Genomic DNA, 16,176 nt, shown 5'->3' with positions numbered 1-16,176 from the left:
TTTTTATTATCTAATTGATTAACCCGTGTGGTCTAAACGAGTACCCAAAGTTTCAAGATGCATTGGAAAAACTTGTTTTTTTCGGTCTTCAAAATAATGTCTTAGTGTGTGTTCAACGCTAGGGAAGGCAAGTTCTCCCCATGGAATTTCATGTTCTTCAAAAAGACGACTTTCAATACTTTCTTCGCCTGCACCAAAAATTCCATCTTTCAGCTGTGCTTTAAACAGCACATAAATCTGGCCAATACGAGGAATATTGTACATACAATAAAGTTGTTCTATTTCTATCTCGGCTTCTGCTTCTTCACGAGTTTCGCGTGCTGCACCTTGTTCCATGGTCTCGAACAATTCCATATAACCAGCAGGTAACGTCCATAAACCATAACGAGGTTCAATCGCACGACGACAGAGTAATACTTTGTCTTCCCATAACGCTAAGGCACCGCAGATTACTTTGGGGTTTTCATAATGGATATTGCCACAATGAGTACAAACACGACGTACTTTATGATCACCTAAAGGAATTTTTTGTTCGGTTTTATGCCCACACGCTACACAGAAACTCATAATTATCATCGAGTATAGAGATGACTCAGCATAACTGAATTTTTAGACTTACGCATCAACTCTATGTCTTAAGTTTATTTTTCAGATATGATGCAAAGAGAGACAGAATAATAGGTGAATGGTATGGAAGAGCACTTGCTAACACAAAAGTTACAGCAAAGATTGCGCTTTTCCACCCGCATACAAGAAGCACAAGCAGCAGTACTGATTGCGATTACAAATGAAAATGATCCTAAGGTATTGCTTACACGCCGTTCAATACATATGAACAACCATGCGGGGGAAGTTTCTTTTCCGGGTGGAAAGCGTGACCCCAGTGATACCAGTAATATCGTTGTAGCGCTAAGAGAAGCTCAGGAAGAGACTGCTTTAAATCCTTTTGATGTGCAGTTGCTCGGCGATTTGCCAATGCAACGTGCACGAAGTGGTTTGTCTGTAAAACCGATCGTTGGGCTTATTCCTCCAGAGGTTCACTTAATACCTCAGCCTACCGAAATTGATCGAATTTTTTTTGTACCTTTGCAAGAATTAATTGATACAAGACCCATGCCTTATGAAGTACGTTATGCCCATCAATCTTTATACTTTCCAAGTTTACAGATTGATAATGAAATTATTTGGGGTTTAACTGCTCGTATGTTAGTTGCTCTGTTTAAATATGGATTGGGTTATCAGAAAGAGTGGCCATTTTTACTCAATTCACCAACATTTGGTATACCAAAATTTTCTCATAAGAATAAATGATCAGGATTGATAAATTATGATGTATAGCTATCAAGGACAGCATCCAAAAGCATTATATGAACCATGGGATGGTTGGGTTGCTCCAACAGCAACGCTAATTGGGCAAGTGGAATTAGGTCGTCAAGTCAGCATTTGGTTTGGAGCTGTAGTACGTGCCGATAACTGTGTAGTTCGAATTGGTAATTTCTCTAATATTCAAGAAAATTCTGTATTACATACAGATGCTGGGCTTGAGCTGAATATTGGTGAATATGTCACGGTCGGACATAAAGTCATGCTGCATGGCTGTACGATTGGTGATAATAGCCTGATTGGTATGAATGCCGTGATTTTAAATCGAGCTGTGATTGGTAAAAATTGTATTATTGGTGCGAATGCCTTAATTCCTGAAGGGAAAATCATTCCAGATAACTCAGTGGTGATGGGATCACCCGGCAAAATTGTTAAAACTTTAGATGAAGATGGTGCTGCAAAAATACGGTTGAGTGCATTGCATTATACTGAACATTTTAAAAGCTATAGTGATTTAAAAGAATTTCACTTTTAACTCTTTTTTAGCAAAATATTTTTTATGCCAAGTTAAATCTTGGCATTTTTATTTAGACAGAGAACGACTCGCCTATCAGAGCCGAGTGGGGTATCATAACTCCCGTTTTTAATCTGATTTAATACTAAGGTTGTGCATGAAATTGCTGGCGTTGGAAACTGCAAATGAGCAGTGTTCTATCTCATTAGTCGATGAAACCCAAGAACTGTTTTTTCAACTCGATACGCGGGCGAAAGCACAAACTCAGACCATTCTGCCTATGATTGAGCAAGGGCTACAACAAACAGGTCTTGAGGTTGCTGGTCTGGATGCAATTGCCTTTAGCCGTGGGCCGGGTTCTTTTAGTGGCGTCCGAATTAATGCAGCTGTGACTCAGGCTTTGGCATGGTCACAAGATTTACCCGTTATTCCCGTTTCGAGTTTGCAAGCTTTAGCACAAGCAGCATACAGACTTGAAGGTTTGGAACAGGTGACTGCGGTTCTCGATGCTCGTATGAATGAAGTTTATATTGCAAGTTTTGTTCTAGATGAGCATGGAATTATGCAATGTATTGATGAAGAAAAATTAATGGGCTATGAGCAAGCGGCTACTTATGCAAAACATTGCTTAATTGGTTCGGGTGCAAAACTCCTTCAAGCTGATGCAGAGCATCAAACAATCACTGCAACTGCACAAGACATTGCTTCTATTGCACGTGTTTATGCAGCGCAAAAGCAGTGGGTTAATGCTGAACATGCTTTACCAGTTTATTTACGTGATGATGCATGGAAAAAAATAGCAGATCAGGGTAAAGCAAAATAAAGGCACTACTCATGCACATATATTTTGAAGTAGATTTTCAAGGCAAAGCACAGCACTACCAAGCTGTGCTTTGTTCTAGAGGTGTGACTGTCGATTTGCAGCCAGTTGAAAAGCTCAATGCACGTTTTTTGCGTTTAAATCCTGAGTTGGCACTTTGTGCAGATGAAAACGGGTTATGGTTATCTGCAAATGGCATGAAAATGCAGCCCGACTGGAAAGCCGAAATTTCCCGTTTAAAACGTGCAAGTCTTAAATCAGAAATGATTGCTCGGGCTTGTCAGTTAGGTGAAAAACCTATCTTAATTGATGCTACAGCTGGTTTAGGACATGATAGTTTGCTCATGGCTTATCTTGGCGCACAAATACAGTTGGTTGAGCGCCATCCGATTTTATTTACCTTGCTTGAAGATGCAAAAGCCCAAGCTGAACAAGATAGCTTTTTAAGCCAGTTTATGGATCGGATTCAACTGATCTTTGCTGACTCTGCAAGTTATTTACAACAACTACAGCAAACAGCTCAAATGGTTGATGTGGTTTATCTCGATCCGATGTTCCCACAGCGTGACCAGAATCATCAAGTAATCAAAAAACAAGCTCAAGTTAAAAAACAGATGCAGCTTTTACATCTACTTTTACCTGAAGATGGTGAGATGGATTTGGGGGATAATTTGCTGGTTTTGGCACAGGAAGTTGCTAAACGTGTAGTGGTTAAACGGCCACGCCATGCTATTTTTTTGGCAAATCAGGAGCCAGCTCATCAATGGCAAGGAGATGCTTGTCGTTTTGATGCGTATTTTCAGTAGGCTTATGTAAGGTTAGGTTTTATTGCTTGAATAATGCACAAATATATGTGATATAGTTCAAAAGCATGATTGCTAAAATTCTTAGCAGGCATACACTTAAGATGCCTGACAAAAACGAAATTTTTGAAAACCTTTTATGATTGATCTTAAACCCTCCATTAACTTTTGGCATGATTTTAAAAGCAACCAAATTGCCGGAATGTGGCTGTTTTTGGGATCAAGACGTTCTTTACAAATTGTACATCCATCAATTCTTCAGCTCATTGTCTGGGGAATTTTAGGGGGATGTACTAACTCTCTTTATAGCTGGCTTGTGGCTGGTCAAATCGGTGATTTCAATTCACAAGGTTTAATTGGTTACGCACTTTGGCCATTCATTGCTTTAATTGTCGGTATATTTTTATCACAGCGCACCAACCAACCTCGCTTAATGCTAGTACCTGCTTTACTTTGGTTGGTTCTAGATACAAATATCTTATTAATTCAATGTTTAATTCAGTATTTAGGTTCTAACGGTTATCTCAACTTTATTCCCGATGCTATTTATAACGGAATTTTACCGAGCCTATTCGTGGCTTTGTTCGTATGGCAAAGTTTAGCGGTGATTTGGGTTTTCTCACGCGAGCTCAAGTGGCCTTGGTGGGAACGCGCACTCGTCATGGTTGCGACTATTGCGACGATGGTGGTCTGGCAACTTTCTGTAAAAGATCAACCGATTTGGAAGGTCGAAGATTCGGCTCCAACATTTGCTGAAGATGCTTTGTATGCACAAAGTAAGCTGCTGAATGACTCGTTAGAGCAAGTCGAATATGGTGAGCAGGCAAAAAGCCATTGGTATTTTTTAGGTGTTGCTGGTGATAGTTATCAAGATGTTTTTAAATCGGAAGTAGTCCGTATTAAAGAACAGTTTGATACACGTTTCGGAACGATTGGGCGTTCGATGATGCTGGTTAATAACCCAGATACCCGCACAGAAATTCCGATTGCCTCTAAAACCAGTATAGAGTTAGCCCTACGCCGTATGGGGCAGCAAATGAACCGTGATAGTGATGTGCTATTTCTATATATGACTTCACATGGTGAACAGAATCACTTCGAAATTGAAAATGCACCATTAGATCTGGGGCAAGTAGACCCTAAATGGTTGCGTGAAACTCTTGATAAATCCGGTATTCGCTGGCGTGTGATTGTCATCTCTGCCTGTTATTCAGGAAGCTTTATTCCTGCTTTACAGTCTCCTGATACTTTAATTATTACTGCCTCTGCTGCTGATAAAACTTCTTTTGGATGTAATAACGAAGCTGACTATATTTATTTTGGTCGAGCTTTGTTTGATTTGGCTATGCGAGAGCAATCTTCGATGAAAGATTCGTTTAACACAGCTAAGCAAACGGTAACCAAATGGGAAGTGGCCCAAGGTGTAGAACCTTCAGAGCCTCAGTGGATGATTGGTAAAAATATGGAACTTATGCTACCTCAATTGGAAAAGTATCTATTTCCTCAGCAAAATACTGGTAGTGTAGATATTGCTCAAACAAAAACAGAGGCCAAAAACGATGCAACTCCTGCAAAAAAACCGCTGCTTTGAAGGTGAGCAACGTGTTTACCAATTTGAATCTCAGTTATTAAAAGGGCCAGCTAAGTTTGGTGTGTATTTGCCACCAGCCGCTTTAGAAGGTAGGCCTTGTTCAACTTTGTTTTATCTCGCTGGGTTAACGTGTACTGAAGAAACCTTTGCCATAAAAGCGCACGCACAACATATGGCGGCACAATTAAGTCTAATACTGATTACACCGGACACTTCTCCTCGTGGAGAACAAGTCGCTGCAGGGGATAATTGGGATTTAGGTCAAGGCGCAGGTTTCTATATTAATACAACGCAAACACCTTGGTCTGAGCATTATCAAATGGAAAGCTATTTGATTGATGAGTTATATCCACTCATTTTGAAAAGCTTTCCCGTAAACGCTCAACAAGTCGGTATCTTTGGGCATTCGATGGGTGGTCATGGCGCATTAACTTTGGCGTTTAAATATCCTGAGAAGTTCAAGTCTGTATCTGCTTTTGCACCGATTTGTGCACCAACTGAATGTGCGTGGGGTGAAAAAGCCTTTAGTCACTATTTGGGCAATGACCAAGAAAGCTGGCTTGCTCATGATGCCACAGCTTTAGTCTTGAAAAATGGTGCAGTGTTTGATGAAATTTTGGTTGATCAGGGATTGGATGACCAATTTTATGAACAACTTCACCCTGAAAAATTTAAGCAAGCATGTTTAAAAGCAGGACAACCTTTAACTTTAAGACAACATGCTGGCTATGATCATGGCTATTACTTTATTCAAACCTTTATGGATGAGCATTTACAGTTTCATGCAATCCAGTTAGAAAAGGTAAATGGCTAATTAATGCTGCCATTCCACCTGAAATTCTTGTTGAGCCATGCGGTTTAGATGATCAAGCACGACTTTTTCTAAGTGGTCATGGTCATCTAGCTGACTATCAATAGCAACGTTTAACTGCTCTGGTGCAGGGACAAGCGTAATGGTTGCTGTAGGCATTAAGATTTTGAAATCTTGTTCAGTCTCTTGTACTTCAAATTTGTGTTTCCAATGATTAACTAGACGTTTTGCAATACGTTTACCATCATTTGTTAATAGATGAGTTGTGCTTTTCATTATCAATCCTCACATTACTTTAATGTACCTTAACAAATTCATTTAGCGCTTAGCATTCTAATGTTGCAACGTTACGTTGCAAGTTTGAAATGTTGCGATTTGAGCAAGGAAGAGCAGGCCAAGTAGACGGTTTTTTGTTATAATTTTAAGCCTCTCCTTAAACTCTTAGCCAGGTCATCCACTTATGTCCAAGCCTTATTTGATTGCTCCTTCTATTTTATCTGCCGATTTTGCTCGTTTAGGCGAAGATGTAGACAAAGTGTTAGCCGCAGGTGCAGATGTAGTGCATTTTGATGTAATGGATAACCACTATGTTCCAAATTTAACTTTTGGTGCTGGCATTTGTAAGGCTTTAAAAAATTATGGAATTAAAGCGCCTGTTGATGTGCATTTAATGGTGTCTCCGGTTGACCGCATTATTGGAGACTTTCTGGAAGCTGGTGCTGATATTATTACGTTTCACCCAGAAGCCTCTCATCACATTGACCGTTCATTACAGCTGATTAAATCAGGTGGTGCAAAAGCCGGTTTAGTATTTAACCCTGCAACGCCATTACACTATTTAGATTATGTGCTTGATAAAGTTGACCAAATTTTAATCATGAGTGTGAACCCTGGCTTTGGTGGGCAAAAGTTCATTCCAATGACCTTAGAAAAATTGCGTGAAGCTCGTAAAATTATTGATGCGAGTGGTCGTGATATTCGTTTAGAGGTAGACGGTGGTGTTGGCCCTGCAAATATTCGTGAAATTGCAGAAGCTGGTGCAGATATGTTTGTTGCTGGTTCAGCCATTTTTGGTCAACCAGATTATAAAGTTGTAATTGATCAAATGCGTGCAGAGCTTGCGAAAGTAGGTAGTGTAGACGCTTAAAAAAGTATGCTTAATCAAGGGTAGGCTTGTGGATAACTTTGTTTATAACTGTATGGATAACTGTGTTGATAACCATATGGATAAGATGTTGGTAAAATAAACAAAATTAGATCAACTGCTTATTCTCTAGGCATAATGTATGAAAAAAGAACGTTTTGGCGTTCTTTTTTTATGCGAGTTGGATATTTTATTACCTGATTTTTTATTAAGCTTTACTAAAAAATAACCAGTGTAAAAAACGATAATATTATGTGGACACCTTTTAAGAAATATATAGATGTAAAACTGTAAAAGTGTCATGAAAAATAAAGCTAAATTTGGTTTAATAAGATTTTAGTAAGAGATTTAGATAATTAATGACGATAAAAATCTTAGCGGTAGATATGGATGGGACTTTTCTTAATTCTAAGAAGCAGTACAACAAAGCACGTTTTTTAAAACAGTACGAACAACTCAAACAAAATAATATTCATTTTGTGGTTGCCAGTGGTAACCAACTTGCAAAGCTTGTTACCTACTTTCCAGAAATTAGTCATGAAATTGCTTTTATTGCAGAAAATGGTGCACATGTTGTAGATGCAGGGCAAGAAATAGCTTTTGCTCATTTAAGTCACCAACAATTTATTGAGACATTAAAAGCAATTGATTCAACCTATACGTCTAAAATGGTGATCTGCGGAAAGCAGAGCGCTTATGTACACAAGTCTATGCGAGCCGATGACTATGCTAAGGTCGCTCGATACTTCGAAAAGCTAATAGTTGTAGAGGATTTTTATGCATTAAATGATTTAGTGTGCAAAATTACTTTTATTGCTCAGAAAAACGAAAGTTTTGCTATTTTTCAAGATCTTCAGCAGCAAAGTTTTGTTGCAGATCGATTGTTAGTTCCCGTTTCAAGTGGTTTTGACTTTATCGATCTTATTCTTCCTGACCAGCATAAAGCACATGGTTTGAAGCTTTTATTAGAAAAATGGAAGGTTGAACCCAGTCAAGTCGTTGCAATTGGCGACAATAATAATGATATCCAGATGATTAAAGCAGTGGGTTATGGGTTTGCGGTTGAAAATGCAGTAGAAGCTTTAAAAGCAGTAGCACCTTATGGGGCTGCGAGTAATGAGCAAGAGGGTGCATTGCAAGTAATCGATTTAATGCTTAAGCATGAAGCTCCATTTTCTTAATTGATGAAGATCAATTGCCTAGAGTTGAAAATTGTATATCAGTAGAAACTTGGTTATGCTAGTACTATTAAGATTATCCGTTTGCTCTAGGCAATATACGACAATGGCCCTACAACACCTACGCAAGTATGCTTGGTTTGTGTTCCTAATGACTTTGGTCATTGGGTGGAGTGGTGTGTCTATTGCTCAGACGCCTATGCAGCATGATCTTCACACTATGCCATGTCATAGTGAAAAAATGACTGATCACTCTGTACATGTTCAAGCAGATGATCAGACTGTATGTCATCAAACCATGACACAGTCTCTTCATTCGCACGGTGAGCATTGTAAGGACTGTAACCCTGTACATTGCCAAATCGTGAATCTGGCATTGCAACAAGCTGTACCAGACCTTGAATCATCATTTATTCCAATATCGTCTCAATTTAGCAGTATTTATCAGGCTCAGCATTTAGCTGGATACTGGCAAGAAATTTTACGTCCTCCTAAAGCTTAATCCTTTCTTACTTATTTTTTAATTAAAAAGGATTACAGCAATGTCTCATAAAACAATTAGCAGCTTAGTCGCTGTATTTGGGCTATTGGTTTCACCATGGTCCCTCGCGGCAATTAAGGAATATCACCTTAATATTAATGAACAACAGGTCAATGTTACTGGCCAACCGCTAAAACGAATTACCGTAAATGGAAAATTTACAGCACCACTCCTTGAGTTCGAAGAAGGGGATGACGCTGTTATTCATGTGCATAACCAATTAAAGAATCAGGATACGTCTTTGCACTGGCATGGTTTGTTATTGCCAGGCTTAATGGATGGTGTACCGGGTTTTAATAATTTCAAAGGAATTGCTCCAAACGGAGATTTTGTTTACCGCTTTAAGGTGAAACAAAACGGCACTTACTGGTATCACGCCCACAGTAAAGGCCAAGAACAAGATGGCTTATATGGCCCACTCGTGATTTACCCGAAAGGGAGAACACCAGTTGCAGCCCATGAAAAAACTGACCGTGATTATGTTGTGATGCTTTCAGATTTTCATAATTCTTCTAGCGATAGCATTATGAAGAATTTGAAAAAATCTGCTGAGTATTATCAAAATCGCCGTGAAACCGCATCTGATGTCTGGAAGCAGGTTAAAGCACAAGGCTTAAAAGCAACTTGGCAAGATCGTTCGATGTGGAATCAGATGCGGATGTTAAAAACAGATATGTCTGATGTGACGGGTTATACCTTCTTAGTTAACGGTAAGACACCGCAGCAAAACTGGATAGGTGATTTTAAGGCGGGAGATAAAGTCCGACTACGTTTCATTAATGCCTCTGCAATGTCATTTTTTGATGTCAGAATTCCAAACTTAAAAATGACAGTCGTGAGTGCAGATGGGCAGCCAGTAAAACCTGTTGCAATTGATGAGTTTCGTATTGGCACAGCCGAAACCTACGATGTGATTGTTGAACCTAAACAGGCAAATTATCAAATTGAGGCTGAGTCAATTGACCGTAGTGGCTTTGCTATCGGTACTTTGCATGATGAAAATACTCAGGTGGTTGGTCCAATTCAAATGCCACAGCCACGTCCGCGATCTTTATTGACCATGGATGATATGGGCATGAGTCATGGTGATGGAGCGAGTGATGAACATGCTGGACATCAAATGAATATGCAGCATGACATGTCGACCATGCCTGAAATGAAAAAAGAGACAAGCCATGCCAATCATGATCATGCAATGATGAACATGGACCATGGCATGAAAGACATGTCATCTTACAAAAATGATCATTCCATGATGCAAATGAAGCACGACATGTCAGCTATGCCTGAAATGAAACACGATATGCAGGCAAAGCCATCTAGTGAGCATGATCACGCTATGATGAATATGAATCATGAGATGCCTGCTCAACCTAAAACTACAGTTAAAAAAGATGAGCCGGTGTATGGCTGGGCAAATGCTTCAACACCAGTCGGTATGAAAGCATTGCAGTATAGTGATTTGCAATCTTTAACACCTCAACCAGACACCCGTGCACCAGAACGCGAATTAGTTATTCGTTTAGGCGGAAACATGGAGCGTTATATCTGGACCATTAATGGCAAGAAATTTAGCGAAGCTGAGCCATTGCAAGTTAAATATGGCGAACGTATTCGCTTGAAGTTCGTGAATGACAGCATGATGGCTCACCCAATGCATTTACATGGCATGTTCATGCAATTGGAAAATGGTCAACAAGCTGAAAACTTGCCAAATAAACATACCGTTATTGTTCCACCAGGAAAGACAGTTACTGCATTATTGACAGCCGATGCCTTAGGAGAATGGGCGATTCATTGTCATTTGCTCTATCACATGAGTGCCGGAATGATGAATAAGTTGATTGTGGCTCAAGTGAATGATGGGCAACAGCTACCTCAAGCTCAATCGCCTGTTCAATCTGAAAATGAGAAAGGAGCTAGTCATGCGCATCACTAAGTTATTTTCTCAAATGATATGTTGCGGTGCTTTCTCGAGCATATCTGTATTTACTTTTGCTCAAGAACCTTTAACACATGATCATTTACGCGAACATGGTGGTCAGGTTTATCAGGCGACTACAATTGATACGGGCTGGACTCAAAATGAAGAAGGGGAAGGTAGTTTTTCTTCTGAATTAGAAAGTTGGGTGGGAACTGATGAAAACAAACTATTTATCAAAGCTCATGTTGAAAAGGCCGAGTCAGAAGATACTAATTACAGTGGCTCATTACTTTACAGCCGAAATGTAGCTGATTATTGGGATGTACAGGCTGGGGTAAATTACGAGCGTTTACAGCGGGAAGACAAAAAGCAAGATCGCTGGGCTGGTGTAGTTGGTTTACATGGCATGGCGCCTTACTTTTTTGAAACCGATGCATATCTTTATGCAGGTGAAGACCAGCTATGGAAGCTAAGCTTAGAAACTGAAAGAGACTTACTCTTTACCCAAAAGTTAATTGGTAAACCTTATTTAAAAGCAGACGTTGTTTTGCAAGATGAATCTCGCTATGCCAGTAAAACAGGTCTATCGAGTTTACAAGCAGGCTTTCAAACCCGTTATGAAATCAACAAAAAGGTAATGCCTTTTGTTGATTTCGGTTATGGCTATGAAAAAGGCTTAAAACAAACTGCTTGGCAAACTGGAACCGACTCTGAACATGGTTGGTATTATGGAGCAGGGTTAACACTTAAATTCTAATTGCAGAACAAAAAGTAAGCTTAACGACATGCCATTGGTTTATACTAATGGCATTGTTTTTTGTGTCAGTTATGGTGCACAGATGGCTTTAGAAAAACAAGAGAATCAAATACATTTAAGTAAAAGTAGTTCTAGCTGCGGGTGCTCAAGCATGCCTTCTCAGGAGTATTCTACGCCAAGTGAACTCGGGGCTAAGAAGAGCCAATGGGTGAGTTATTATCATATTCCTCACATGGATTGTGCAGCCGAAGAGCAAATGGTACGGATGGCTTTAGCCTCTTACGCTGACGATATTCAGGAACTTAATTTTGACTTACCGGCACGCCATTTGGCGATTTATCACAGTGCTCAAGCTGAAATGATTACCCAAAGCCTACAGCGTCTAGGATTAGGAGCCGAGTTACAACAAACGCAGCCACATTATGAACCTGTTGAAAAACCTAAAAAGGTTAGAACCAGTTCTTCAATGAATGCAGCACAAAAGCAAGTTTTACAATGGTTGTTACTCATTAATGGGGTCATGTTTGTCATTGAGTTTATGGCAGGCATCATTGCATCATCGACAGGGTTAATCGCCGATTCACTCGATATGTTCGCAGACGCTGCAATCTATGGTATTGCCTTATTTGTGGTAGGTAAAAATCTTAATGCTCAATTAAAGGCTGCACATCTTTCTGGTTGGTTGCAGTTCGGCTTAGCCATAATTGTGTTAATTGATGTCCTGCGCCGCTTTATATATGGCAGTGAACCTGTTTCAATTTTAATGATTTTAATTGGTGGATTGGCTCTTGCGGCGAATATTACTTGTCTTTATTTAATGAGTGACCATAAAGAGAGTGGGGCGCACATGAAGGCGAGTTATATCTTTTCTGCAAATGATGTCATTGTAAACTTAGGTGTTATTGTTGCGGGAATATTGGTCGCAATGACAGGTTCTCCTTATCCTGATTTAATTATTGGACTGATTATTGTTTTATTTGTTTTAAATAGTGCCCGAAAAATTTTACAGTTAAAAAACCAATAAGATTTTCTAAGACAGGCTAGCTTTAGATAGGGTTTGCCTTCATTTTTTATTTTAAAGTAAACTGAGTCCTCACATAAAGGAGGAACGACCTCCCCCATAATGGGTCATCATGTCAGGACGACCTGACAATATAAAAATTAGTGAATGTTATGGCTTGGGCTATTTTAATTTTAGCAGGTGTATTTGAAATCATTTGGGCATATTCTATGAAAATGTCTGAAGGTTTTACACGCTTAACCCCTAGTATTATTACCGTAGTTTTTATGATTTTGAGTGTAGTTCTACTTTCAATTTCAATGAAAACTTTACCTCTTGGCACTGCCTATACGGTTTGGACAGGAATTGGTGCAATTGGATCATTTTTAGTGGGCATATTCTTTCTCAATGAACCTATTGGAGCTATGCGAATGATTGCCGCTGTACTGATTGTGTCAGGTTTGGTTTTAATGAAAATTTCATCGCCGTCCTAAGAGAATAAATTATGTTTCTGTCTTATAAGTATATTGATTCGCCTGTTGGGCAATTAAAGCTGGTTGCGAATGAAAATGCTTTGGTGGCAGTACTCTGGGACAATGAAAATCCGAAACGTGTTCGGCTGGCTGAGCTGGTCGAACAACTTGAACATCCAGTTTTATTAAAAACTCAGCAGCAATTAGAAGAATATTTTGAAGGCAAGCGCTGTGAGTTTTCTTTGTCACTAGATTTCGAAGGAACCGCATTTCAAAAACAGGTGTGGGCTGCGTTACTCACCATCCCTTATGGGGAAACAAGAAGTTATAAAGAGATTGCACTTCAAATTGGTAATGAAAAAGCTGTACGAGCAGTGGGCGCTGCAAATGGGAAAAACCCGATTTCGATTATTGCGCCTTGTCACCGAGTAATTGGTGCGGGTGGGGCATTAGTTGGTTTTGCTGGTGGTCTTGATAAGAAAGATATTTTATTAAAGCTAGAGCAACAATGAGCCGTTTTGCGCTCGATTTTTTTAGACTTTTCTACTAAGCTGTTAACAATGATATTTCATAAAGAGTGTGCTTCATTGCATCGCTTTTTTGAAATATTAATCTTATTCATAACAAACTCTGGATGTTCTAAAAATGGCTGTCGGTGACGTAACAATGCCACAAATGCATGTGGTAAAAGGTGTAAAAATTGGCTCAACAGAAGCATATGTACGTTACCCAAACCGACGAGATTTAGTCATTTTTGAGTTTGCAGAAGGTTCAAATGTTGCAGGTGTATTTACCCAAAATGCATTTTGTGCTGCACCTGTTCATGTCTCTAAAGCCCATCTTACCCAAGGTAATCCTCGCTATTTAGTGATTAATACGGGTAATGCCAATGCAGGTACTGGACCTACAGGCTTGAAAAATGCTCAAGATACTTGCGCAAAATTAGCTGAGATTGCTGGGGTAAACAGCTCAGAAATTTTACCGTTTTCTACAGGTGTGATTGGCGAACAGCTTCCAATGGAACGTTTACTCGCTGGACTTCGACCTGCATTAAACACTTTGCAAGAGGCTGCTTGGTATGATGCGGCATCTGGCATTATGACCACAGATACAGTGCCTAAAGGCTCATCTGAACAATTTGAGCTAGATGGCATTACTTATACTATGACAGGTATTAGTAAAGGCGCTGGCATGATTCGTCCAAACATGGCAACCATGCTGAGCTTTGTAGCTACAGATGCACCTATTAGCCGTGATTTAGTACGAAGCTTATTAAAGACAACGGTTGAGCATTCATTTAACCGTATTACGATTGATGGCGATACCTCAACCAATGACTCTTGTATTTTTGTGGCAACAGGTCAGGCAGGTGGAGCTGAAATTACTTCAATTAACGATGCACGATATGCTCAAGTGTTAGAAGTACTGGCTCGTGTTATGAATCGTTTAGCACAGTTAATTGTACGTGATGGCGAAGGTGCAACGAAGTTTATTACTGTTGCTGTAGAAGGCGGTGCTAACACTCAAGAATGTTGTGATATTGCTTATAGTATTGCTCATTCACCACTCGTCAAAACTGCACTTTTTGCATCTGACCCGAACTGGGGCCGTATTTTGGCAGCAATTGGCTATGCTGGAGTGAAAGACTTAGACGTATCTAAAATTCAGGTATGGCTAGATGATGTACAAATCTGTAAGGATGGTGGAGCTGCCGAGGACTATACCGAAGAGGCGGGTGCGCGTGTTATGGCACAAACAGAAATTACCATTCGAGTTGATTTAGGACGCGGTCAGGCCAAAGACACGGTATATACCTGTGACTTATCTTACGACTATGTCAAAATTAATGCTGATTACCGTTCTTAAATATCAGTTATAATCAAGCCTCGACAAAGAGGCTTTTTTATTAGCCCCATCTTTTGATATTAAATGATTCAAGTTCTTAAATCATTTAAGCAGTAACGTTATATGCGAGCAGGTATGCCAGCATGAAGGATAGAGAAGACGTTTTATGAGTGATGCGACTTTAATTGCCAACGATGCAAAAAACATTGTACAAGCGCATTTAGACCGTTTAGGTGAGCCAAAAGACAACCGCTTAAGTGAAGAAGCAAAACAACAAAAGTTTGCTCAGATCGAAGCAGAGCTCAAAAAACGTGATGCTGTCCTTGTTGCTCATTACTATTGCGACCCTGAAGTACAGGAACTTGCCGAAAAAACAGGTGGGTGCGTTTCTGACTCTTTAGAAATGGCCCGTTTCGGACGAGATCATGCTGCCTCTACACTGGTTGTGGCAGGTGTTAAATTTATGGGAGAAACAGCAAAAATTCTGTCTCCTGAAAAAACAATTTTAATGCCGACACTCGAAGCGACGTGTTCACTCGATTTAGGTTGTCCAGTTGATGAGTTCACGGCCTTTTGTGATCAGCACCCTGACTACACCGTGGTTGTTTATGCCAACACATCTGCTGCTGTTAAAGCACGAGCAGATTGGGTGGTGACTTCAAGCTGTGCGGTCGAAATTGTTGAACATCTTGATAGCTTGGGCGAAAAAATTATTTGGGCACCAGATCAGCACTTAGGTCGCTATATCCAAAAGAAAACCGGTGCTGATATGTTGCTTTGGGACGGTGCATGTATTGTGCATGAAGAATTCCGTGCACGTGGCATTGCCAACATGAAAGCATTGTACCCAGACGCTGCGGTATTGGTACATCCTGAGTCGCCAGAATCGGTTGTAGACATTGCAGATGCGGTAGGTAGTACTTCTCAATTGATTAAAGCTGCGCAGACTTTGCCAAACGAAAGACTTATTGTGGCAACTGACCGTGGTATTTTCTACAAAATGCAGCAAGCTGTACCCAATAAGATTTTAGTTGAGGCGCCAACAGCAGGTGAGGGTGCAACTTGTCGTTCATGTGCTCACTGTCCGTGGATGGCTATGAATGAACTCGATGGAATTTTAGAAGTTTTACAAAAGGGCGATCAGGAAATACACGTAGATCCAGCACTCGCTGAACGTGCCAAAATGCCTTTAGATCGAATGTTAGCCTTTAGTGCATCGTTAAAGCGTTAAAAATCCTCAAAATGCTTGTTAAATATACATTTGATAAGGATTTTTAACTTTTTTTGACAATAGGTGTTGACGTCTGAGGGCGTCGCGCCTAGAATGCACACCGTACCGCACGATGTGCGATACAGCAAAAGCTGAGATAGATCGGAGCATAGCACAGCCTGGTAGTGCACCTGGTTTGGGACCAGGGGGTCGTAGGTTCGAATCCTACTGCTCCGACCACT

General features: G+C 40.0%; 18 protein-coding genes and 1 tRNA gene. 17 read left to right on the top strand and 2 right to left on the bottom strand.

What is annotated here, in order from left to right:
- Positions 1 to 18: 18 nt before the first annotated feature.
- Positions 19 to 567 carry an NUDIX hydrolase gene (locus F936_RS16305; protein ID WP_016802050.1) on the bottom strand — a complete coding sequence of 183 codons (549 nt, stop codon included), beginning with the start codon at positions 565 to 567 and terminating at the stop codon, positions 19 to 21.
- Positions 568 to 681: 114 nt separating this feature from the next.
- Here F936_RS16305 and F936_RS16300 point away from each other — a divergent pair, with 114 nt between their 5' ends.
- The 6 genes from F936_RS16300 to fghA all read left to right on the top strand — a co-directional run bounded on the left by F936_RS16300 (position 682) and on the right by fghA (position 5,865).
- On the top strand, positions 682 to 1,311 hold the full coding sequence (locus F936_RS16300) for a CoA pyrophosphatase (RefSeq protein ID WP_080593110.1): 630 nt from the start codon (positions 682 to 684) through the stop codon (positions 1,309 to 1,311).
- A gap of 19 nt (positions 1,312 to 1,330) precedes the next feature.
- Positions 1,331 to 1,858, top strand: a complete 528-nt coding sequence (locus F936_RS16295; RefSeq protein ID WP_080595378.1) for a gamma carbonic anhydrase family protein — start codon at positions 1,331 to 1,333, stop codon at positions 1,856 to 1,858.
- A gap of 136 nt (positions 1,859 to 1,994) precedes the next feature.
- Positions 1,995 to 2,660: a tRNA (adenosine(37)-N6)-threonylcarbamoyltransferase complex dimerization subunit type 1 TsaB gene (gene tsaB, locus F936_RS16290; protein ID WP_003655868.1), complete on the top strand. Its 666-nt coding sequence runs from the start codon at positions 1,995 to 1,997 to the stop codon at positions 2,658 to 2,660.
- 11 nt (positions 2,661 to 2,671) lie between these two features.
- Entirely contained in the window at positions 2,672 to 3,463 is a 792-nt protein-coding gene (locus F936_RS16285) for a class I SAM-dependent methyltransferase (protein WP_005048995.1), read from the top strand.
- A 136-nt stretch (positions 3,464 to 3,599) separates the two neighbouring features.
- Positions 3,600 to 5,051, top strand: a complete 1,452-nt coding sequence (locus tag F936_RS16280; protein ID WP_005048993.1) for a C13 family peptidase — start codon at positions 3,600 to 3,602, stop codon at positions 5,049 to 5,051.
- Complete coding sequence (fghA, locus tag F936_RS16275; RefSeq protein ID WP_005048991.1) at positions 5,020 to 5,865, top strand: S-formylglutathione hydrolase; 846 nt, start codon at positions 5,020 to 5,022, stop codon at positions 5,863 to 5,865. Before F936_RS16280 ends, fghA begins: the two co-directional genes overlap by 32 nt.
- Here the strand turns inward: fghA and F936_RS16270 are convergent, their stop codons facing one another.
- Positions 5,866 to 6,138 carry a DUF2218 domain-containing protein gene (locus F936_RS16270; RefSeq protein WP_005048990.1) on the bottom strand — a complete coding sequence of 91 codons (273 nt, stop codon included), beginning with the start codon at positions 6,136 to 6,138 and terminating at the stop codon, positions 5,866 to 5,868. It lies immediately after the preceding gene.
- Positions 6,139 to 6,322: 184 nt separating this feature from the next.
- On the opposite strand from F936_RS16270, the gene rpe reads away from it, so the two are divergent.
- The 11 genes from rpe to F936_RS16215 all read left to right on the top strand — a co-directional run bounded on the left by rpe (position 6,323) and on the right by F936_RS16215 (position 16,174).
- Positions 6,323 to 7,009, top strand: a complete 687-nt coding sequence (gene rpe, locus F936_RS16265) for a ribulose-phosphate 3-epimerase (protein WP_003655878.1) — start codon at positions 6,323 to 6,325, stop codon at positions 7,007 to 7,009.
- Positions 7,010 to 7,365: 356 nt separating this feature from the next.
- Positions 7,366 to 8,187 carry a Cof-type HAD-IIB family hydrolase gene (locus F936_RS16260; RefSeq protein WP_005048988.1) on the top strand — a complete coding sequence of 274 codons (822 nt, stop codon included), beginning with the start codon at positions 7,366 to 7,368 and terminating at the stop codon, positions 8,185 to 8,187.
- A 103-nt stretch (positions 8,188 to 8,290) separates the two neighbouring features.
- Positions 8,291 to 8,686, top strand: a complete 396-nt coding sequence (locus F936_RS16255; protein ID WP_005048987.1) for a hypothetical protein — start codon at positions 8,291 to 8,293, stop codon at positions 8,684 to 8,686.
- A 40-nt stretch (positions 8,687 to 8,726) separates the two neighbouring features.
- Positions 8,727 to 10,664, top strand: coding sequence for a copper resistance system multicopper oxidase (locus tag F936_RS16250; RefSeq protein WP_005048986.1), 1,938 nt, complete (start codon positions 8,727 to 8,729; stop codon positions 10,662 to 10,664).
- The gene (locus F936_RS16245; protein WP_005048985.1) at positions 10,651 to 11,406 is read left to right on the top strand and encodes a copper resistance protein B; all 756 of its coding nucleotides are present in this window, start codon (positions 10,651 to 10,653) and stop codon (positions 11,404 to 11,406) included. Before F936_RS16250 ends, F936_RS16245 begins: the two co-directional genes overlap by 14 nt.
- Before the next feature lie 28 nt (positions 11,407 to 11,434).
- Complete coding sequence (locus F936_RS16240; RefSeq protein WP_005048984.1) at positions 11,435 to 12,430, top strand: cation efflux transmembrane domain-containing protein; 996 nt, start codon at positions 11,435 to 11,437, stop codon at positions 12,428 to 12,430.
- A gap of 149 nt (positions 12,431 to 12,579) precedes the next feature.
- A complete protein-coding gene (locus tag F936_RS16235) occupies positions 12,580 to 12,900 on the top strand; it encodes a DMT family transporter (protein ID WP_003655889.1) in 321 nt (106 codons plus the stop codon).
- An 11-nt stretch (positions 12,901 to 12,911) separates the two neighbouring features.
- On the top strand, positions 12,912 to 13,391 hold the full coding sequence (locus F936_RS16230; protein WP_005048982.1) for a methylated-DNA--[protein]-cysteine S-methyltransferase: 480 nt from the start codon (positions 12,912 to 12,914) through the stop codon (positions 13,389 to 13,391).
- Positions 13,392 to 13,524: 133 nt separating this feature from the next.
- Entirely contained in the window at positions 13,525 to 14,745 is a 1,221-nt protein-coding gene (gene argJ, locus F936_RS16225) for a bifunctional glutamate N-acetyltransferase/amino-acid acetyltransferase ArgJ (RefSeq protein ID WP_005048980.1), read from the top strand.
- Between the two features lie 145 nt (positions 14,746 to 14,890).
- Complete coding sequence (gene nadA, locus F936_RS16220; protein ID WP_003655894.1) at positions 14,891 to 15,955, top strand: quinolinate synthase NadA; 1,065 nt, start codon at positions 14,891 to 14,893, stop codon at positions 15,953 to 15,955.
- Positions 15,956 to 16,097: 142 nt separating this feature from the next.
- Positions 16,098 to 16,174: transfer RNA gene (locus F936_RS16215), tRNA-Pro, on the top strand.
- Positions 16,175 to 16,176: the final 2 nt, after the last annotated feature.

Origin of the sequence: Acinetobacter calcoaceticus DSM 30006 = CIP 81.8, from assembly GCF_000368965.1 — a bacterium.
Taxonomy (GTDB): Bacteria; Pseudomonadota; Gammaproteobacteria; order Pseudomonadales; family Moraxellaceae; genus Acinetobacter; species Acinetobacter calcoaceticus.
Note: the sequence above shows the minus strand (reverse complement) of the source record. Positions and strands in the feature narration are given on the sequence as shown.